Annotated in this window: 18 protein-coding genes and 1 pseudogene; 8 read left to right on the top strand and 11 right to left on the bottom strand. The window is 74.6% G+C overall.

Going from position 1 to position 19,890, the window contains the following annotated elements; translation table 11 throughout:
- The 11 genes and pseudogenes from ACWEQL_RS06580 to ACWEQL_RS06630 form a co-directional block, all read right to left on the bottom strand.
- Nucleotides 1–144, bottom strand: a pseudogene (locus ACWEQL_RS06580) (flavodoxin-dependent (E)-4-hydroxy-3-methylbut-2-enyl-diphosphate synthase); the annotation flags it as partial.
- A 13-nt stretch (nucleotides 145–157) separates the two neighbouring features.
- A complete protein-coding gene (locus ACWEQL_RS06585) occupies nucleotides 158–2,125 on the bottom strand; it encodes a 1-deoxy-D-xylulose-5-phosphate synthase (RefSeq protein WP_452149065.1) in 1,968 nt (655 codons plus the stop codon).
- Nucleotides 2,125–3,144: a 4-hydroxy-3-methylbut-2-enyl diphosphate reductase gene (locus tag ACWEQL_RS06590; protein ID WP_452149066.1), complete on the bottom strand. Its 1,020-nt coding sequence runs from the start codon at nucleotides 3,142–3,144 to the stop codon at nucleotides 2,125–2,127. Before ACWEQL_RS06590 ends, ACWEQL_RS06585 begins: the two co-directional genes overlap by 1 nt.
- 94 nt (nucleotides 3,145–3,238) lie before the next feature.
- Nucleotides 3,239–3,559, bottom strand: coding sequence for a DUF6059 family protein (locus ACWEQL_RS06595; RefSeq protein WP_452149067.1), 321 nt, complete (start codon nucleotides 3,557–3,559; stop codon nucleotides 3,239–3,241).
- Nucleotides 3,559–5,109, bottom strand: coding sequence for a tryptophan halogenase family protein (locus ACWEQL_RS06600; RefSeq protein ID WP_452149068.1), 1,551 nt, complete (start codon nucleotides 5,107–5,109; stop codon nucleotides 3,559–3,561). Before ACWEQL_RS06600 ends, ACWEQL_RS06595 begins: the two co-directional genes overlap by 1 nt.
- A 35-nt stretch (nucleotides 5,110–5,144) precedes the next feature.
- Nucleotides 5,145–5,861, bottom strand: coding sequence for a tryptophan 2,3-dioxygenase family protein (locus ACWEQL_RS06605; protein ID WP_452149069.1), 717 nt, complete (start codon nucleotides 5,859–5,861; stop codon nucleotides 5,145–5,147).
- Nucleotides 5,862–5,906: 45 nt separating this feature from the next.
- Nucleotides 5,907–6,758, bottom strand: a complete 852-nt coding sequence (locus tag ACWEQL_RS06610) for an alpha/beta fold hydrolase (RefSeq protein ID WP_452149070.1) — start codon at nucleotides 6,756–6,758, stop codon at nucleotides 5,907–5,909.
- A gap of 154 nt (nucleotides 6,759–6,912) precedes the next feature.
- Nucleotides 6,913–8,121: a cytochrome P450 gene (locus ACWEQL_RS06615; protein ID WP_452149071.1), complete on the bottom strand. Its 1,209-nt coding sequence runs from the start codon at nucleotides 8,119–8,121 to the stop codon at nucleotides 6,913–6,915.
- Nucleotides 8,122–8,200: 79 nt separating this feature from the next.
- Complete coding sequence (locus tag ACWEQL_RS06620; protein WP_452149072.1) at nucleotides 8,201–8,803, bottom strand: flavin reductase family protein; 603 nt, start codon at nucleotides 8,801–8,803, stop codon at nucleotides 8,201–8,203.
- Nucleotides 8,804–8,879: 76 nt separating this feature from the next.
- Entirely contained in the window at nucleotides 8,880–9,257 is a 378-nt protein-coding gene (locus ACWEQL_RS06625) for an acyl carrier protein (RefSeq protein ID WP_452149073.1), read from the bottom strand.
- A 2-nt stretch (nucleotides 9,258–9,259) separates the two neighbouring features.
- A complete protein-coding gene (locus ACWEQL_RS06630) occupies nucleotides 9,260–10,789 on the bottom strand; it encodes a class I adenylate-forming enzyme family protein (RefSeq protein WP_452149074.1) in 1,530 nt (509 codons plus the stop codon).
- A 654-nt stretch (nucleotides 10,790–11,443) separates the two neighbouring features.
- Between ACWEQL_RS06630 and ACWEQL_RS06635 the strand changes: the two genes are divergently transcribed.
- The 8 genes from ACWEQL_RS06635 (at nucleotide 11,444) to ACWEQL_RS06670 (ending at nucleotide 19,823) form a co-directional block, all read left to right on the top strand.
- A complete protein-coding gene (locus ACWEQL_RS06635) occupies nucleotides 11,444–12,622 on the top strand; it encodes a cytochrome P450 (protein WP_452149075.1) in 1,179 nt (392 codons plus the stop codon).
- A gap of 88 nt (nucleotides 12,623–12,710) precedes the next feature.
- Nucleotides 12,711–13,544 carry a fumarylacetoacetate hydrolase family protein gene (locus ACWEQL_RS06640; RefSeq protein WP_452149076.1) on the top strand — a complete coding sequence of 278 codons (834 nt, stop codon included), beginning with the start codon at nucleotides 12,711–12,713 and terminating at the stop codon, nucleotides 13,542–13,544.
- Complete coding sequence (locus ACWEQL_RS06645) at nucleotides 13,541–14,566, top strand: polyprenyl synthetase family protein (RefSeq protein ID WP_452149077.1); 1,026 nt, start codon at nucleotides 13,541–13,543, stop codon at nucleotides 14,564–14,566. The genes ACWEQL_RS06640 and ACWEQL_RS06645 overlap by 4 nt, the downstream gene beginning before the upstream one ends.
- 1 nt (nucleotide 14,567) lies before the next feature.
- Nucleotides 14,568–15,554 carry a UbiA family prenyltransferase gene (locus tag ACWEQL_RS06650; RefSeq protein ID WP_452149078.1) on the top strand — a complete coding sequence of 329 codons (987 nt, stop codon included), beginning with the start codon at nucleotides 14,568–14,570 and terminating at the stop codon, nucleotides 15,552–15,554.
- A gap of 41 nt (nucleotides 15,555–15,595) precedes the next feature.
- Nucleotides 15,596–17,311, top strand: a complete 1,716-nt coding sequence (locus ACWEQL_RS06655; RefSeq protein ID WP_452149079.1) for a prenyltransferase/squalene oxidase repeat-containing protein — start codon at nucleotides 15,596–15,598, stop codon at nucleotides 17,309–17,311.
- A complete protein-coding gene (locus ACWEQL_RS06660) occupies nucleotides 17,308–18,597 on the top strand; it encodes an FAD-dependent oxidoreductase (RefSeq protein WP_452149080.1) in 1,290 nt (429 codons plus the stop codon). The genes ACWEQL_RS06655 and ACWEQL_RS06660 overlap by 4 nt, the downstream gene beginning before the upstream one ends.
- 74 nt (nucleotides 18,598–18,671) lie before the next feature.
- On the top strand, nucleotides 18,672–19,538 hold the full coding sequence (locus tag ACWEQL_RS06665; protein ID WP_452149081.1) for a TauD/TfdA dioxygenase family protein: 867 nt from the start codon (nucleotides 18,672–18,674) through the stop codon (nucleotides 19,536–19,538).
- 60 nt (nucleotides 19,539–19,598) lie between these two features.
- A complete protein-coding gene (locus ACWEQL_RS06670; RefSeq protein WP_452149082.1) occupies nucleotides 19,599–19,823 on the top strand; it encodes a LuxR C-terminal-related transcriptional regulator in 225 nt (74 codons plus the stop codon).
- Nucleotides 19,824–19,890 lie beyond the last annotated feature (67 nt).

Here is a 19,890-nt window from a genome sequence, read left to right on the forward strand (position 1 = left end):
CGAGGTGACGGTGGTGGTCATCGACTGCACCGAGATCGGGGCGTCGCCGCCGACCGGCACGTTGCCGACCATGATCTGCCGGGAGACTCGCCGCTCGGCGAGCGGCTTCAGCGGCAGGGACGGAATACCGAGTGCTACCGGCATGACACCTTGCTCCTCACTGGGGTCGACTGATCAGGGGCCCGCCGTCGTCGTCGCCGTTGTCGGCATCGACGACGGCCGCGCCGGGGCGGCGCAGCAACTCGGCGACGGCCCGGGCGATGCCGGGCCCGGAGAGGCCGTGCCGCGCCAGGATGTCGGCCCGTGAGCCGTGTTCCAGGAACTCCTGCGGCAGACCGAGGGTGCGGACGGGGACGGTCGCTCCGGCGTCGCCCAGGGCCTGGGCGACCGCCTGTCCGACGCCTCCGGCCCGGCCGCCGTCCTCGACGGTGGCGACCAGCCGGTGGCGCAGGCCGAGCTCGACGACGGCGGGCGGGACGGGCTTGACCCAGCGGGGGTCGACGACGGTGACCCCGTGGCCCTGCCCGGCCAGCCGCTCGGCCGCGTCCAGGCAGGCCCCGGCCATGGGGCCCACCGAGACCAGCAGGACGTCCGCCCGCGTACCGTGCCGCAGCACGTCCACGGTGCCGAGGTCGTCGAGCGTGGGGCCGTCGACCGCGGGGACGTCCGGGCCGGTGACGCCCTTGGGGAAGCGCACGGCGGTGGGGCCGTCCTGCACGGCGACGGCCTCGCGCAGGGCCCGCCGCAGGGTGGCGGCGTCCCGGGGCGCGGCCACCCGCAGGCCGGGGACGAGCTGGAGCAGCGAGAGGTCCCACATGCCGTGGTGGGACGGGCCGTCGTCGCCGGTGACGCCCGCGCGGTCGAGGACGAGGGTCACCGGGGCCCGGTGCAGGGCGGCGTCGAGCAGCAGTTGGTCGAAGGCCCGGTTGAGGAAGGTGGCGTAGACGGCCACCACCGGGTGCAGGCCGCCGTGGGCCAGGCCGGCCGCGGCGGTCAGCGCGTGCTGCTCGGCGATGCCGACGTCGACGGTGCGCTCCGGGAAGCGCCGGGCGAACTCGCAGAGCCCGGTGGGTTCGAGCATCGCGGCGGTGATCGCCACCAGGTCCGGCCGGGCCGCGCCGAGCCCGGCGAGCTCCGCGCCGAAGACGGAGGTCCAGGACGGCGAGCCGTCGCCGGCCGGGGGAACGGCTGCGGGAGTGGCCGCGGGACCGGCCGCGGGCCGGGGGCGGACGACGTGGAACCGGTCGGCCTCGTCCTGTTCGGCCGGGGCGTGGCCGCGCCCCTTCTCGGTGACGCAGTGGACGAGGACGGGCCGGTCGAGGGCGGCCGCCCGGCGCAGCGCCCCTTCGAGCGCGGCGGTGTCATGGCCGTCGACCGGCCCCAGGTAGGCGAGTCCGAGCTGTTCGAACAGGGCCTGCGGGGCGTCGGGGCCGCGCAGCCGTGCGAGGTGGTCCGCCAGGGCTCCGGCGGTGGGGGCGTAGGAGCGGGTGTTGTCGTTGAGGACGACGACGACCGGGCGGTCCGGCGCCGCCGCGATGTTGTTGAGGGCCTCCCAGGCCATGCCGCCGGTGAGCGCGCCGTCCCCGATCACCGCCACGACGCGGTCCGGGACGCCGCGCAGCCGGTGGGCGCGGGCCAGTCCGTCCGCCCAGGAGAGCGCGGTGGAGGCGTGCGAGTTCTCGATGACGTCGTGCGCGGACTCCTGCCGGGACGGGTAGCCGGAGAGGCCGCCCGCCTGCCGGAGGGTGGCGAATCCGCCGGCCCGGCCGGTGAGGATCTTGTGGACGTAGGACTGGTGCCCGGTGTCCCAGAGGATCCGGTCGTGGGGTGAGTCGAAGACCCGGTGCAGGGCGATCGACAGCTCGACGACGCCCAGGTTGGGCCCGAGGTGCCCGCCGGTCCTGGTAACCGACTCCACCATGAACCGTCTGATGTCCGAGGCCAGTTGGCCGGTCTGCTCGGGGGAGAGGGCGCGCAGGGCGGCCGGCCCGTCGATCTCGGCCAGCGGCGGCGCGGCGTGGCCCCGGTCCTGTTCCGTCCGGTCCTGTTCCGTCCGGTCCTGTTCCGTCCGGTCCTGCTCCGTGTGCCGCCGGTCCGGCGTGTGGGCGCGTGCGACGGTCGACATCAGCGCACCTCGTCGGCCAGCGGAGTGCGCGGGACCCGGCCGGTGACCGGATCGGCCAGCCGTCCGGGGATGGAGAAGACGACGTCCTCCGCGGCGCCGTGCTGGACCTCGACCCGGTCGTGGCCGAGCGCGGCCAGCCGGTCGACCAGCCGGTGCACCAGGATCTCGGGGGCGCTGGCCCCCGAGCTGACCCCGATGGCGGACACGCCGTCGAGCCAGCGCTCGTCCAGGTGCGTGGCGTCCGGGACGAGGTGGGCGGCGGCGCCGTGCTCCCGGGCCACCTCCACCATCCGCAGCGAGTTGCTGGAGTTGGGCGAGCCGACGACCAGGACGAGGTCGTTCTGCGCGGCCAGCTCCTTGACCGCGTTCTGCCGGTTCTGGCTGGCGTAGCAGATGTCGTCGTCGTGCGGGCCGACGAGATCGGTGAAGCGCAGCCGCAGCGCGTCGACCACGCGCGCGGTCTCGTCGAAGGACAGGGTGGTCTGGGTGAGGTAGGCCACCGGGGTGTCGTCGGCCAGGTCGAGGCGCCGGACGTCCTCGACGGTCTCGATCACCAGGGTGCGGTCCGGGGCCTCGCCGAGGACCCCCTCGACCTCCTCGTGGCCCGCGTGGCCGACCAGCAGGATGATCCGGCCGTCGCGGACGAAGCGGGTGGCCTCCTGGTGCACCTTGGCGACCAGGGGGCAGGTGGCGTCGATGACCTCCAGCTCCCGTCCGTCGGCCCGGGCGCGGACGGCGGGGGAGACCCCGTGCGCGGAGAACACGCAGAGGGAGCCCTCGGGCACCTCCTCCTCGCTGTCCACGAAGACCGCGCCGCGCTTCTCCAACTCGGAGACGATGTAGTGGTTGTGGACGATCTCCTTGCGGACGTACACGGGTGCGCCGTGCAGGTCCAGGGCCCGTTCCACGATGCCGATGGCGCGGCGTACCCCCGCGCAGAAGCCCCGCGGCTGGGCCAGGACGACCCGGCCTCCGGATCCGGCCGGGGTGGCGGCCGGTGAGCTGTGCTGACGTTCCATCAGAATCCTTCTCCTGCCGGTGATGTGCCTGCGGTCGGGCGGCGTCGCCCCGGCGTCCGGGTGGGTCGGCCGGGGCGGGGCGGGCGGATCCGGTTCAGGTCCTCCGGTCGGCCCGGTCGGCCCGGTCGGCCTGGTCGGCCCGGCCGGTCTCCGTGACGCCGGTCGCCCCGGCGCCGCCGAGCTGGCTCCACAGCGCCCGCTCGGCCGGCGAGAGCGGCACGTGCGGGACGAGGCGCTCCGGGTGCCCCGGCCCCGGTGACGGCCGGTGGCCCGGCGCGGGCCCGGACGCGGGGGACTCCCGCTCCGTGAACCACTCGAACGGGGGGTTGAGCCCCCAGAACGCGCCGTAGGCCACCAGTCCGGGCTCCAGCCAGCGCAGGAACCTGACCGACCAGCGGTACGCGGAGCGCCGCATCAGGCCCCGACCCGGCCGGCCGCGGTGGCGCGCTGGTGCGCCAGGTAGGCGTACTGGCCGGGCAGCCGGCCGGCCAGGCCCTCCGCCTGCCGGCGCACCTGCGCGAACTCCCGGACCGCCGCGGCGGGGTCGAGCCCGGAGAGCACCGGCAGCGGACGGGTCTCCAGCCCGCCGAGGCCGAGCAGCATGGCGGTGTAGGAGTAGGGCTCGAAGCCGTGGAAGTAGGGGTAGACCGAGTCCTCGTCGGGCAGCCGCGTGCGCCACCGCTCGATCCGCTCGGCGAGGGCGTCCGGCAGCGGACGGGACTTGGCGTCGCGCCAGTACTGGTTGTCGTCGCGGGCGGCGGCGTAGTAGTGGAGGGTGAGGAACTCGCGGACGCCGTCCATGACGCGGCCGACCTGCCGGTTGTAGGACTCCCGCAGCGGCTCGTCGTCCCGGCCGCCGGGCAGATGGCGGACCAGCTGCTCGATCGCGTTCTGGATGAAGAAGATGCCGGTCGACTCCAGCGGCTCGACGAACCCGCTCGACAGGCCGATCGCCACGCAGTTCTTGGCCCAGGACCTCTCGCTGCGCCCGATCCGCATCCGGATGTGATTGGCCGTGAGGTCCTCGGCGGCCGGGCCGACGAACCCCCGCAGGGTGCGCTCGGCCTCCTCCGGCGAACAGTAGTCGCCGGCGTAGACGTACCCGGTGCCCAGCCGGTCGAGCAACGGGATGGTCCAGATCCAACCGGCGTCCTGGGCGGTGGCGGTGGTGCACGGGCGCATGCCCCGGGCCGCCTGGTCCACCGGCACCCGCAGCGCCACCGCGCTGTCGTTGGGCAGGCTGTCCTGGTAGGAGACGAACGGCACGCCCAGGGCCTGGTTCAGGAGCAGGCCGCGGAACCCGGTGCAGTCCACGAAGAGGTCGCCGGTGAGCTCGCCGTGCTCCTTGGTGAGGACGTCGCGGATGTTCCCGTCCTCGTCGAGGCGTACGTCCAGGACGTCGTCGAGGACGTGCCGGACACCGCGCTCCGTCCCGAACCCGGTGAGGAACCGGGCCAGCAGGGTGGCGTCGAAGTGGTAGGCGTACGGGAACTGGGTGGTCCCGTCGGCCCCCTCGCCCGCGGCGGGGTCCAGCTCGAAGAGCGTGCCGTCGAGGTGCCGGGGGGAGCTCTCGGCGTCACAGAGCGCGGCCAGCACCGAGGCGTCCCGGTCGAAGCGGTCGCCCGGGCGCAGGTGCAGCCACCAGTCGGCGAGCGAGTGGCCCTGGACCGTCCGCGGCCGCTCGAACGGGTGGTAGAAGTAGTGCCCCTTGGCCCGCCAGTCCTCGAAGCGGATGGCGAGCTTGTACGAGGCGTGACACTCCGGCATCCACTCGTGCTCGGCCAGCCCGAGGAACGTGAAGAAGTGCCGGACGGTGCTGAAGGTCGCCTCGCCCACGCCGATCGTGGAGACGTTCCTGGACTCGACGAGCGTCACGTCGATCCGCTCCCCGAGCGCCGCCTTGAGGTACGTCGCGGTCATCCACCCCGCGGTACCGCCGCCGACGATTACCACACTGGAGATCATTGGTCCTCACCTTGGTTTCCGTGAACGGGGACGTCTCAGCCGGTCTGGCCGGCGAACTCGACGGCGTGCGACTGGCCGCGGTGGCGGCGCAGTTCGGGGAAGGGCAGGGTGATCCGGCGGAGCAGGAAGTCGATCCCGCTGCTGCCGCCGGTGCCCTGCTCCTGGCCGACCATCCGCGACATCAGGCCGAGGTGCGCGACCTTCCACCGCCACAGCCCGTCGCCGACGTCGATCAGCGCCTCGGCGATCCGGTGCAGGCCGCCGGCCTCCGTCCCGTGCCGGCACACCCGCTCCACCGTCCACCCGGACCGGGCCGCGGCGGCCGTGAACGCCGTGTACAGCGCGCCCTCCCGCCGGTCGGAGCCGATCAGCCGGCCGAGCGCGGCGAACTGCCCGGACTGGGCGCCGCTCGCGGAGTCCAGGGCGGGGCGGAACGCCACGAAGTGCCGTAGCGGCAGGCGCTCCAGGACCAGGACCTGCTCGTGCAGCACCCGGAGCAGGTCACCCGCCCGCCGCAGCAGCTCCACCGCGGGTTCGAGGTCGTCGCCGGCGGGCTCGGAGGCGAGGGTGTCCACCACGGCCTCCAGGTCGGCGAGCAGCTGCTTGAGCCAGAGCTCGCAGGACTGGTGCGCGACGATGAAGAAGTGCTCGGCCAGTACCACCGCGCGGTCGGCCGTGCCCGACGTGCGCGGTCGCTGGAGCGAGAGCAGGGTGTCCACCTGCAGGTACTCCGAGTAGGTCAGTTCGGTCATGAGTCACTCCCGGTGCGGTGCTGCGGTCGATGGCACTGCGTCGGCTCAGGCCGTCCCGGTGAGCACCTGGCGCAGCAGGCGGACGAAGGGTTCGGGCTCGCCCTGGAACCCGGTGTGGTCGCCGGGGAACCCGGCCAGGTCGCTTCCCAGTTCGGCGGCGAGGGCGGTCGCGGCGCGGTGCGAGAGCTGCCCCGCGGACTCGGTGCCGCCCGCCACCACGATGCGGGCGGAGACGGCCCGCAGCGCCGCCAGGTCGGGGCGGTAGCAGGCGGTGGGGCGCAGGATGTGGAGGAAGAAGCGGCCGAGGATGGCCCGGACGTCGGCCGGCGGGGTGAAGGTCTCCAGGTCGGTCACCTCGTGCCGGCCGCCGCCGGGGGGCCGGGAGAAGCGCTCCACACCGGTCAGGGCGGCGTACTTCTTCAGCGCCTCGCCCAGGCCCTGCCCGGCGTACGCCTCGGCCACCTCCTCCAGTGCGGCCACCAACTCCTCTCGTTCCGGGAGGAGTTCGACCAGCGGGGGTTCATGGGCGACCAGCGCGCGGACCTGCCCGGGGTGGCGGGTGAGCAGGGAGAGCCCGATGGAGGCCCCGCCGCTGCTCCCGAAGACGTAGGCGGGTGCGTCGCCGAGCGCCGCCAGCAGGCGGTGGACGTCGTCGGTCAGCACGTCGAGCGGAACCTCCGCCGCGGGGTCCTCGGGGGTGCTGCGCAGGATGCCGCGGGGGTCGTAGGTGACGACGGTGAAGTGCTCGGCCAGCAGCGGGGTGATGGTGGCGAAGCCCCGGCTGCCCATGGGCGCGCCGACGAGGAGGAGGAGCGGGCCCGTCCCGCTGGTCTCGTAGCAGAGGCGTGCGCCCGGCACGTCCAGCAGGTGGGTGGTCGGGTCGGTGGTCGTCGCCATGTCCCGGTCTCGTCCTTTCGGTCCGGTGCGTACGGTCGGGGCCCGCCCGGCGGGTGCGGGCGGTTCGCCGGTGCTCAGGCTCGGCGGTGCTCAGGTCCGGGGGTGCCCGGGCTCGGCGGATCTCCGGTCCGGCGGTGTTCAGGTCCGGTGGTGCTCAGGTCCGGCGGAGCAGCAGCGGGAGGCGCTTGGGGCCGAAGATCCCCCGGGCGTCGTGGAACTCGACGCCGGGGCCGGCGGAGAACCCCTCCCAGCGGTCGAGCATCAGGTCCAGGGCGATCCTGGTCTCCAGCCGGGCCAGCGGGGCGCCCACGCAGAAGTGGATCCCGTGCCCGAAGCTCAGGTGGGGGTTGGGCCTGCGGCGCACGTCCAGGCGGTCCGGGTCGGGGAACACCCGCTCGTCGCGGTTGGCCGAGGAGAGCCAGGCGACGATGATCTCGCCCGCCGGGATCACCCGTCCGCCGATCTCCACCTCGCGGGTGGTCCGCCGGGTCATCGGCGCCAGCGGCGCGCGGTGGCGGAGCACCTCCTCGATGGCGGTGGGCAGCAGGCTCCGGTCGGCGCGCAGCGCGGCGGCCGCCTCCGGGTCCTCGGCCAGTGCGAGGACGGCGTTGCCGAGCAGGACGGTCGTGGTGATGTGGCCGGCGAGCAGCAGCAGGCTGACGAAGCCGACCATCTCCTCGTCCGCCAGCCGCTGCCCGTCCACCTCCGCGGCCGCGAGCGCGCTGATCAGGTCGTCCTTGGGCCGGGCCCGCCGGGAACGGATGTGGTCCAGGCAGTACGGGTTCATCTCCCGCATGACCAGCGCCATGGACCGCACGCGCTCCTCGTTGGGGATGAGGCCGCCGCTGCCGCTGCCGGGGGAGACCAGGGCCTCGGCCCACCGGCGGAAGGTCGCGCGGTCCTCGGGCGGGATGCCCAGCAGTTCGGTGATCACGATGACCGGCAGCGGGTAGGCGAGGTCCGAGACCAGCTCGATCCGGTCCGCGCCCTCGACCGCGTCCAGCAGCTCGCCGGTGATGGCGGTGATGCGCGGTGCGAGCCCGGCGACCACGCGCGGGGTGAAGGCCTTGCCGACCAGGGCGCGCAGCTTGCGGTGGTCGGGCGGGTCCTTCCGGATGAGGTTGCCCCGGGAGAAGAGGTCGACGTCCTCCTGGGACGGGGTGAGGTCGCTGAAGTCCGAGGAGAAGACGGCCGGGTCGGCCAGGATCTGCTCGGTCTCGGCGTACCGGAAGACGTGCCAGACGCCGGCCCGCACGTCGTGGCTGACGGGCTCCTCGTCCCTCATCCGCCGGAACCAGGCCAGGGTCGCCTCGGCGTCGCCGGACTGGTCGGCCAGTCCGAGACCTTGCTCGGCCGCGGTCATCGCGTGATCCCCCTCGGGTGGGCCGGCACTGCGGCCGGCGGTCGGTGTCGGGTGATGGGTGCCCGTACGTGACGGCATGTCACGTCGGCCCGGGCCGGCGGGAGTCGGACGGCCAGACGGCGAACCGCCGCAGCCCGTAGAGCAGCGGGACGTCCGGCCGCAGCCGTACGCCCGTCACCTCGCCGAGGACGACGGTGTGGTCGCCGACGGCCTCCAGCCGGGTGACGGCGCACTCCGCGACGGCGAGCGCGTCCTCGTACAGCCAGGGCAGCCGCGCCGCGGCGGTCGGGGACCAGCGGACGTCCGCGAAGCGGTCCGCGACGGGGGAGGAGAAGACCTCGGCGGTGGCCCTGGCCCGGGCGTTCAGCAGGTTGACGGCGAACCAGCCCCGGCCCCGGACGGCCTCCAGGGTGCTGCCGCCGGTCTTGAGGCAGACCAGCAGGGTCGGCGGGTCGAGGGCGACGCTGCTCAGCGAGGTGCAGGTGACGCCCCGGGGCGACCCGTCGCGGCCGGTGCTCGTCACGACCGCCACACCGGCGGGGAACGAGCTCATCAGCGACCGGAAGTCGCCTTCGACGTGGCGCGCCCCGTCGTGCGGCGGTGCGTCGTGCGGCGGCGTGTCGTTCAGCGGTGCGCCGTGCGTCGTTCCGGGGCCGGCGACGGCGGTGTCGACGGATTCCACGCGCATTCCTCCTCTGCCTGTCCGCCTGCCGCCGGGCGCGGGCGGACGGGTCGGGTGATTCGCATTCGGCGGGGTGTCATTTCCGGCCGGCGCCATCCGCCCGTGCCGGTACGCCGGACTCCGCCGGGGAGCCGGACGGCGGTCCCGCCGGTGAACCCGCGGGCGATCCCGCCGGGGATCCGGCCAGGGATTCGGCCAGCGAGCGGAGGGAACTGAAGGCGGACGGCGGATCGTCCTGGTCCCATTCGACGGGGAACTCGCCCTCCAGCCGGTCGAGCAGGATGGTGAGGGTGAGCGAGTCGACCCCGAGGCTCAGCAGTGAGGCCCCTCGGTCGAGCGGACCGTCCACCGGGTACTCGTCCCAGACCTCCGCCAGGATGCTTTCGAGACGAACGAGGGTGCTTTCCGGCCCGGTGCTCCCCGGCCCCTTGTCCTCCACAGCGGTCCTCCCCATTCTCAATCCCCCTGTCCGGCCGGGGCCGCCCCGGCCGATTCCCCGGCCGCCAGGGCGCGCAGGGCCCGCCGGTCGAGCTTCCCGGCGGCATTGCGCGGGAGTTCCGGGACGACCCGGAATTCCGCCGGGCGCTTGTAGCGGGCGAGGTGCGGGCGCACCAGCTCCCGCAGGGCCTGCGGCAGCGGCGCCGCCGGCCCGGAGGCCACCAGGTAGGCGACCGGGAGCTCGCCCCACTCGCGGTCCGGGACCCCGACCACGCACGCCTCCTGGACGGCCGGGTGCCGCAGCAGCACCTGCTCGACCTCGGCGGGGTAGACCTTCTGCCCGCCGCGGACGACGACGTCCTTCGACCGCCCGGTGAGGTGGATGTAGCCGTGCTCGTCGACCGTGCCGAGGTCGCCGGTGCGCACCCAGCCGTCCTTGAGGACCTCGGCGGTGGCCCCGGGGTCCTTCCAGTAGTGGCGCATGGCGGCGGGGCTGCGCACCCACAGCTCGCCGATCCGGCCGGTGGGCGAGGGGTGCTCCTCGTCGTCGAGGCCGCGGAACACCGTGCCCATGGTCGCCCGGCCGATCGAGCCGGCGCGGCCGCGGGCCTCGCCGGGCGTGAAGTCGTGCTCGTCGGGCGCGAGCGTCACCACCGGGCCGCCCGCCTCGGTCAGCCCGTACAGCTGGCGGAAGTCGCAGCCGAGTGCCGCGCGGGCCTCCAGGAGCAGCGGCCGCGGCATCGGCGCCGCGCCGTAGACCACCTCGCGCAGGTCGGGCAGGCCGGCCGGGGCGAGGCCCCGGGCCCGGAGCAGGAAGCGCAGCATGTCGGGGACCACGAAGAGGTGGGTCACCCGGTGGCGGCGGACGGCGGCCAGGCACTCCTGCGGACTGAACATCCGCAGCAGCGCCACGGTCGCGCCCGCGGCCAGGTGGATGAGCGGGATCACCATCGCCCCGTGGGACAGCGGGCCGCAGTGCAGGAAGACCTGGTCCCCGTCCGGCCGGACGTCGGCCTGGTAGCCCAGGGCCACCGACCGCAGGGAGTGGTGGTCGACGCAGACGCCCTTGGGGCGGCCGGTCGTCGCGGAGGTCTGGAGGATGAACGCCAGCTCGTCGTCGGGGACGTCGCCCGGCGGCAGGTCCGGCTCGCAGGACACCGCCCGCTCGTACTCCTCGCTGTCGTAGCGCAGCCCGGGGAGCCCGGTGCCGGCCGTCCCCGGCAGCCCCGGCTCGCCCACGACGGCCGAGACCTCGAAGCGGGCCAGGGCCTCGGCGGCCTCCTCGGCCACGGTCGCGTAGTGCAGCGGGACCGCCGCCGCCCCGAGCTTGCCCAGGGCGAAGTAGGTCTCCAGCACCTCCAGGCGGTTGTGCGAGACGACCGCGACCCGGTCGCCGCGCCGTACGCCCAGCGACAGCAGGGCGGTGGCGAGGGCGTCGGTGCGCCGGTCCAGCTCCGCGTAGGTGAGGTGCCGGTCGCCGTCGAGGACGGCGGTCCGGCCGCCGTACCGCTGCCGGCCGCGCTCCAGGATCAGAGACATCCAGGACATGAGCGGAACTTCCCCCCGTCTCGGCGCATTCCGTGGCTGCTGATCAGCGACGAACACACTGCCGGGACGGCCGAGGGGCCAACAACCCTCACTTTACCGGGGTACCCGACCGGCTATTCGTCTGCTACCGTTCGCGCCCCCGGCCGGTCCGATCGCTTTCTACGGATGAGTAACGGACGAAACGGGCGGAGCGGGTGCCGCAGGTATGGTCCGTGCACGGCCCGGGTATGGTCCGGGTGCTCCGGCGGGCGGATAGTAACCCATTCCCCGGTAGGGGAGTACCCCTCAAAATGGGGGTTGTTGCGGAAGGGGCGCCCGGGGAATGCTGAGATTGGTATGCAAGCGATACAAGGGAGAGGGTTTCTCGGTCGACCGGCTGTGCGGGGCCGCCTCGGTACGGTATCGCGAATGAAGAGTTCAATTCACGGGGGATGTGAAATGGCGTCCGATGTGCTCTTACGGAATTCCCTTCCTCCCGCGGTCGCGGGCGGTTCCTCCGGAGCGCCGGGGTGAAATGACTCCCGGCAGCTGACCGCTTCTCCCTGACACATATCCATCGATATTCCCTGTCTTGCCGGTGCCGCGCGGCGTCCTCCGTCGCGGGCTGCTTCAGTGCGCGTTCCGCCGTGGACGCGCGCGGATCGGAATTCCGTCATGGATGACGTCGCCGACTATCCCAGCGCGGCCGACCACGCGGGTGGACTCCCGCCCGAACTCGACCGCCTGCGCCGGGCGGACCCGGTCTCCCGGGTCCGGCTGCCGGACGGCAGGACCGCCTGGCTGGTCACCCGGCACGACGATGTGCGCACGGTGCTCTCCGGCGCGGGGTTCACCCGGGACGTCCAGGGGGCGGCCGCCGGCGCCGGCGCGATGCGCACCGTGAACATGGACGGCCGCCCGCACCTGGAGCTGCGCGGCCTGGTCGCCCGGTCCTTCACCGTCCGGCAGGTCGAAGGGCTGCGGCCGAGGGTCCAGGAGCTGACCGACCGCCTGCTCGACGCGCTGGAGCGGGAGGGCCCGCCCGCGGACCTGGTGCGCCACGTCGCCGCGCCGCTGCCCGCCGTGGTCATCTGCGAGCTGCTCGGGTTCCCGGCGGCCGACCACGCGGTGCTCGCCGGCTGGTGCGAGCGGATCACCACGGTGGGCCCCGGCGGCCTCGACCTGGAGGCCTGGCAGGAGCTCTCCGCCCATGTGGCCCGTACGGTCGAGGAGAAGCGCGCCGAGCTGAAGGACGGCGGCCGGCCGGACGCGGACGTGCTGAGCACCCTGGTGCGCGCCCACGACGAGGAGGGCGGGCTCACCCACGCGGAGCTCGTCACCCTGGTGATCGTGGTGCTGGCCGGCGGCCTGGAGACGACGCAGACCGCGATCGGCGCCGGGCTGCTCCGACTCCTGCGCGCCCCGGAGCAGTTGGCCGGGTTGCGGAAGGATCCGGCGCTGCTGGAGCCGGCGGTCGAGGAGATCCTCCGCCACCAGCCGGTGATCGACCTCAACCGGGTCCAGACGGCCACCGCGGACGTCCTGCTGGGCGGGCGGCTGATCCGGGCGGGCGAGCTGGTCCAGGTGTCCGTCAACGCCGCCAACCGCGACGAGTCCGTCTTCCCCGACGCCGGGCGGTTCGACATCACCCGGCAGCCGAACCCGCACCTGGCGTTCGGCCACGGCGCGCACCACTGCCTCGGCGCCGCCCTCGCCCGGCTCGAACTGACCACGGTGCTCGCGACGGTCCTGCGGCGCTTCCCCCGGCTGGACCTGGCGACCTCGCCGGAGAGCCTGCGCTGGCGCGGCGGCCACGTCACCCTCGGCCTGCTGGAACTGCCCGTCACCTGGTGAGGGCCCGCGCCGCCCCCGCCGAACGCCTCCTCCGCCCCGGCCGCCACCCGGCCAGGAAGGACATTCGTACATGCTCGTGTGTCGATATATGGACAATGACGGCGAAGGCGGCCGGTCCGGCTACGGACGCCTGGTGCGCGGTGCGGACGGGGACACCGTCGTCCCCGTCCGCTACGACCGGGCGGTGGGCCGCTGGGTGGACGCCGCCGGCCGGGCCCGCCCGCTCGACGGGCTCACCCTGCTGCCCCCGGCCGAGCCGAGCAAGATCGCCTGCGTCGCGCTGAACCGCGCGCCGGACGGCCGCCCGGTCGGCCGCCCGGTCGGCCGCGACCGGCCGCCCGCCGGCGCCTCCTCCACCGCGGTCGTCCTCAAACCCCCGTCCTCACTGGCCGGCTCCGGGGACACCGTGCACCACCCGGGCCCGGAGTGGGAGCTGCGCTACGAGGCCGAACTGGCCGTCGTGATCGGCGTGCGCTGCACCCGGGTCACCCCCGACCGGGCCGCGGCCGTCGTGGCGGGGTACACCTGCGCCAACGACCTCACGGCCTACGCCCGCCCGGCCGCGGACGCCCCGGCCCCCGCGGGCGTCCCGCCGGTCTGGGCCAAGCACTTCGACGGCTTCACCCCGCTCGGCCCCTGGCTGGCCGCGGACCTCGACCCGGACGACGTCGAGATCACCTGCGCCGTCGACGGCCGGACGGTGGAGCGCGCCAGCACCCGCGGCCTGCTCACCCCGGTCCACCGGGTGATCGCCGCGGTCAGCGCGCACATGACGCTGCTGCCCGGCGACGTGATCCTCACCGGAACGCCCGCCGGCTCCGGCCCGCTGCCGGTCGGCAGCAGGGTCGAGGTGGCCGTCGCGGACATCGGCACCCTCACCACCACCATCGGCACGCCACACGAAAGGCAGCGCGAGCGATGACGATCGTCAACAACATGACGCGGGAGGCGGATCCCGCCGGCCTGGCCGCGTTCCTGGCCGACGGCGACCTGCTCCAGCGCGATCTGCTGGAGATCTGGGGCGGCCGCAGCGACCTGCTCGGCCGGATCGCGGAGTACGCGCTCGTCCCGGCGGGGAAGCTGCTGCGCCCGTTGCTGGTGCTGGAGTCGGCCCGCAGCGTCGGCGGCGCCGCCGACGGACTGGCCGAGGTGGCCCTCGCCGTCGAGTACCTGCACGTCGCCACGCTGATCCACGACGACATCATCGACGAGGACGACACGCGCCGCGGGCGCCCCTCCGTCCAGGCGGCCTTCGGTGTGCCCGCCGCCGTCGTCGCGGGCGACGGGCTGATCCTGGAGACCTTCGCCACCCTCACGGGCGCCCGGCCGGCCGGCGTCTCCGACGCCGCGATCGTGGCGGCCACCTCCGTGCTGGCCACCGCCGGGGTCGGCCTGTGCCGCGGACAGCTGCTGGAGTCCGAGTTCGTCGGGGACCTCGACTGCACCGTGGAGGACTACCTGACGATGGCCCGGCTGAAGACCGGGGTGCTCTTCGAGGCGGCCTGCCGGATCGGCGCCGTCCTCGGCACCGAGCGGCAGGACTGGATCGACGCCCTGGGCGACTACGGGGCCAGGCTCGGCACCGCCTTCCAGATCCGCGACGACCTGCTGGCCTTCGACGACACCGCCGCGCCCATCGGCAAACCGCGGGAGAGCGACCTGGAGAACCGCCGCCCCACCCTGCCGATCCTGCTCGCCCACCGGCTCGCGGACGACACCGGACGCAAGCGGCTGGAGCAGGCGTTCCGCGGCGAGCTCCCCGTCGACGAGGCCTTCGCGGAGGTCCGTACGATCGTCGAGACCTCGGGCGGCCGGGAGGCGGCCGCGGAGGTCGCCGCGGACCTCGTCGCCGAGGCGCGGGAGCGGCTGACCCGGCTCCCCGCGAGCCCGAGCACCGGGACCCTCGCCGAGATCGCGGCCTACGCGTCGCGGCGCGCGTACTGACATGGCCGGCAGCCGCCTCACCCGGACGCTCGGCGCGCACCTGCGCACCTGGCGGCCCTACACGATCTGGTACCCCGGCCTGGTCGGGCTCGCGGGAGCCACCCTGGCCGACGAACCGCCCGGCGGGGCGGGCCTGTTCGCCGCCTGGGCGGTCCCCACCGCGGTCTGGACGGCCGCCCACTACCTCGGCGACTACCTCGACCGCGACCTCGACGCCGTCAGCAAGCCGCAGCGGCCCATCCCGTCCGGCCGGCTGACCCCCCGGGCGGCGCTCACCTGCGGCGCCGCCCTGGCCGCCGCGGCCTGCGCGATCGCCCTGGCCGTCAACTGGCGCACGATCCTGCTGCTCGCCGTCGGCATCGGCGGGGCGCTCGCCTACAACGGGCTCTTCAAGGCCCGCGGCCTCTGGGGCAACGTCGTCCGCGGCGCCCTCACCGGCGCGGCCTTCGCCTTCGGCACCATGGTCGCCGGGCCGCTCCCGCCGGCCGCGCTGCTGCCGTTCGTCCTGGTGTTCTGGGCGCACGACGCCGCCTCCAACCTGGTCGGCACCCTGCGCGACGTCGCCGGGGACCGGGACGGCGGCTACGGCACCTTCGCCGTCCGCCGCGGACCGCGCACCGCCGGACGGACGGCGGCCGCCCTGTACGCCCTGGCCCTGGCGATCGCGGTGGCGGGCACGGCGGCCGTCCCGCGCGAGCGCCCCGGCTACCTGCTGACCGTCCTGCTCGCCGCCGTGATCGGCGCCGGCGCCTTCCGGCCGGTCCTCTCCGAGGCCCGCCCGCTCACCCCGCGCCTGGCCCTGCGCGCCCACGAGGTGCTGGTCGCCGAACGGCTCGTCCTCGCGGGCGCCCTGCTGGTGTCCGGCCTCGGCCTGCCGACCGCCCTCGCCGTCCTGCTGCCCGTCCTCGTCCTCACCGTCGGGGTCCAGCGCGTGATGCGCTCCGGCCACGAGTTCGCACCGGAGGAGAGCCCGCAGCCCGCCCACTGAACGGACCGAAACCCGGTGAGGGAGAAGGAGAACCGCTTCCCGTGAGCCCAACCGTGGACAGTCGGGTCGACACGTCGATCGCGACCGCCGCCGAATCCCTGTTCGCCCTCCAACGCCCCGAGGGCTCCTGGCCCAACCGCAGGCCCACCGCCGTCCTCGGCACGGCCGGCGCACTCGCCGCCCTCCACACCGCCGACCCCGACCGCTCCCGCGACCTCGTCGACCGGGGCACCCGGTGGCTGCTCGCCGCCCAGAACCCCGACGGGGGCTGGGGCGGCACCGCCGGCGCCACCACCCAGCTCGTCCCCACCGTCATCTCCGCCGCCGTCCTGCACCTGCTGGACCCGGGCGCCCACGAGGAGCAGGTGCGCCGCGCACTCGACCTGCTCCGCGCGCACGGCGGGGAGCGGGCGCTCACCGACCCCGGCATGGCCCACATGGCGCGGACCTTCCTGGCCCTCGCGGGCCTCGCCGACCTGAAGGGCTCCCGGCGGATCCCGCTCGAACTGCTCCTGCTGCCCCCGCGGCTCTGGCGCGGACGGCTCTCCTTCCGGATCGCCCCCTTCGTCGCGATGGCCTTCATCCAGGCCCGCCACAGCCCGCCGACCGGGCCCCGCCGGCTGCTGCACCGCGCCGGGCGCGCGGCCGGGCTGCGCGCGCTCGCCCGGGTCGAGGCCGGCGAGAACGACCGGGGCGGCTACGGCGGCGACAACTGGCTGGCCGCCGTGGTCTGCCTCGGCCTCAGCCACACCGACGCCCCCCCCGGGACGATCGCCGACGCCGTCGACTACCTGCGCGCCAACGCGCAGCCGGACGGCTCCTGGCACATCATGCAGGGCCTCGACCTGATCGGCGGCTCGTACGTCGCCCGCGGCCTCGCCGACGCCGGCTACACCCACGACGAACGCCTGCGGCGGGGCCGCCGGTGGCTGCGCGCATGCCAGCAGGACCAGGGGTTCCCGCTCTACCAGGCCCCGCCCGGCGGCTGGGGCTGGGAGGGCCCCCGGGGATGGCCGAACTTCCTGGACAGCGCCAACGTGCTGTCCGCCCTCGTCCCCGCCGGCGAGGAGGACGGCGACGGCCGGCTGCGCCGCGGGCTGCGCTGGCTGGAGTCCCGGCAGGACCGCGCGGGCTCCTGGGGCACCTTCGTCCCGGACACCACGCTGGCGAACGACGGGCCCTGCCCGTACGTCACCGCGCAGTCCGTCGAGGTCCTGCTGGACGCCGGCGCGGCCCCGGACGAACCCCGGATCCGCCGGGCCCTGGACTGGCTGCTCACCCGGCAGCGGCCGGACGGCTGCTACGAGGCGCTCTGGTACCGCGGCCTGACCGCGGGCACCGCGCTGGTGCTGACCACCCTGGCCCGCGCCGGACTCTCCGGCCACCCGGCCGCCCGGCGCGCCCGCGAGGCCCTGCTGCGCACCCAGCTCGCGGACGGCTCCTGGGGCCCGGGCGAGACCGGGATCCCCGGTGACGACCCCTCCCCGGGGACGGTCGAGGAGACCGCGTGGGCGCTGCGGGCCCTGCTCGCCGCCGGCCTGCCGGCCGAGGACGAGCGGCTGCGGCGCGCGGCCGACCGGATCCTGGCGGCGCAGCGGCCGGACGGACTGTGGCCGGCCGCCCAGGTCTGCATGCACATCCGCGAGTTCGCGTACTACGTCGACGGATCGATCGTCAACGGACTCGCGCTGAAGGCACTGGCCGGCTACCGGGCCGCGCTGGCGGCGGAGGGCCACGTCGAACGGAGGACGGCATGACGGCGCGGCGGACGGCGGACGCGGTGGAGGCGGACGTCGTGGTCTGCGGGGCCGGGGTCGCCGGCCTGGCGGCGGCCCGCGCGCTGGGCAGGCTCGGGATCGACGTCCTCCTGCTGGAGAAGCAGCGGGTCCAGCCCCCGATCGCCAAGGGCGAGGTCCTCCAGCCGGGCTCCCTCGACCTGCTGCACGACTGGGGCGTGCTCCCGGCGCTGGAGGCCCGGCGGGCGGTGCGGCTCAACCGGCTGGTCGCCCGCCGGGCGGACGGCTCCGAGCTGCTCACCATGGACTTCGGCCGGCTCGGCACCGAGCGCTCCTGGATGCTCTCCCACGACTACACGACGATCCTGGAGTGCCTCGGCGAGGACCCCGGCCCCACCGTGCGGGTGGAGCGCGGCGTCCTGGTCGAGGACCTCCTGCGGGACGGCCGCGGCCGGGTCGCCGGGGTGCGGACGGGCGGCCGCGCCGGCCGGGAGGTCCGGGCGCGGGTCGTCCTCGCCGCCGACGGCAGGTCCTCCCGGCTGCGCCGCCTGTGCGGGGTGGACGTCAGCCCCGTCGCGTACGGGCACCGGCTGCTCTCCTTCGAGCTCAGGGGGACGCCGCCGGTGGCCGACGAGGTCTCCTCGTACGTCACCGACCGGGGGCTGGTGATGGTCTACCCGCTGCCGGACGAGCGGATCCGGGTCTACGTCCAGGTCGCCGCGGACGAGCTCCGCAAGGCCGACGGGGAGCGGCTGCGGCGGTGGTGCGGGGCTCTGCTCGCGGACGTGCCCGCGCTCGGCCCGCTGGCCGGGGCGCTCCGGGAGGGGCTGGACAGCCGCCAGTCGCTGCCGGTGTTCCAGTTCCGGGCGCCGTCCCTGGTGCGGCCCGGCATCGCCCTGATCGGCGAGGCGGCGCACGGGGTGCACCCGCTCGCGGCCCAGGGGATGAACACCGCCATCGGCGACACCGCCGCGCTCGCCGCCCGGCTGGCGGGTGTGGACCTCGCCGACCCGCAGGCGGCGGACCGGGCGCTGGGCGCCTACCAGGCGGACCGGCTGGGGCGGATCAAGGACATCCACACCATGAGCCACAACGCCGCCCGGATGATGACCAGCACCTCGCGCGGCGGGCGGATCCTCGGCCGGCGCCTGCTCGGCGGGACCGCCAGGAGCGAGCGGCTGAGCTATCTGACCACCTACAACATGTCGGGCCTCGGCATGCGGCCGCTCGGCCCCCTGGACCGGCTGGTCCAGCTGGGTCTGGTGCCCGGCCGCCGGTCGCGCCGGCCCGCCCCCGCCGCGGGGTGAGCCGCGGACCGGGGACCGCCGGGCGGAATGTACACCGGGACCGAAACGCTTTCACAGACAGAAGGGTTGATGCCATGTCAGACACGATCGAGACGGCCTTCGACGTCCGTCCGCTGACCGCCGCGCTGGGTGCGGAGGTCCACGGCCTGCGTCTGGAGGAGATCACCGACGAGGGGTTCGCCGAGCTGCGCCGGCTGCTGCTGGAGCACCTGGTCCTGTTCGTCCCCGGCCAGCAGGGGTGGTCGCCCGAGTCGCGCACCGCCTTCGGCCGCCGGCTGGGGGAGCTGGAGGTCCACCCGTACCTGCCGCACCTCGACGGGCATCCGGAGATCCAGATCATCGACTCGGAGCAGGACGGCAAGATCCCGATCTGGCACACGGACATGACCTACTCGCCGAACCCGCCGATCGGGTCGGTCCTGCAGATCGTCCGCAGCCCCGGCGTGGGCGGCGACACCATGTGGTCCAACCAGTACCGGGCCTACGAGGCGCTCTCCGCCCCGCTGCGGGAGCTGCTGGACGGGCTGACCGCCGTCCACGCCATCCGGATCCCGGGGCTGGAGAGCCGGGCGGAGCACCCGGTCGTCCGGGTCCACCCGGAGACGGGCCGCCGGGCCCTGTTCGTGAACCGGGCCCACACCTCGCACATCGTCCAGCTCAGCCGGAACGAGAGCGACGCCCTGCTGCAGTACCTCACCGAGTTCGCCACCTCCCCGCAGTTCACCTGTCGCTACCGCTGGCAGCCGGGCGACGTGGCGATCTGGGACAACCGGGTCACCCAGCACTACGCCGTCGACGACTACGCGGAGCGCCGCACCGGGCTTCGGGTCGTCGTGCTGGGGGACACTCCCACCGGGAACGAGGCCCGTTGGGAGCCCTACCGGCCCACCCCGGGCGAGCGCTACGCGCCGTCCCGGTTCAACGCGAAGGAGTCCTACTGACGCCTCGCCCGGCCCAGGACCGGAGCGGGGACCCGATGAAACCGTGCACGCGAACACGAGGTGTTGAGTGACATGCTAGGAACAACCGAACTGCTCACCCCCAGGCAGACCGAGGTGGTCAGGCTCGCCGTACTCGGCCTGACCGCGAAGGAGACCGCCCGCCGACTGGGAATCTCGAAGAACACCGTCGACGAGCACCTAAGGGACGCCCGCTTACGCGTGGGGGCGGCCAGCAAGTCCCGGCTGATCGGCTGGGCGGTCTCCTCCGGAATCGTCCAGTTCTGACGGTCCGTCCTCGGGGGATCGACGCGGTGGAGGCCCGGCTGCTCGTATCAGCCGGGCCTTCACCCCG

The sequence above is a fragment of the Kitasatospora sp. NPDC004240 genome (genome assembly GCF_053603215.1).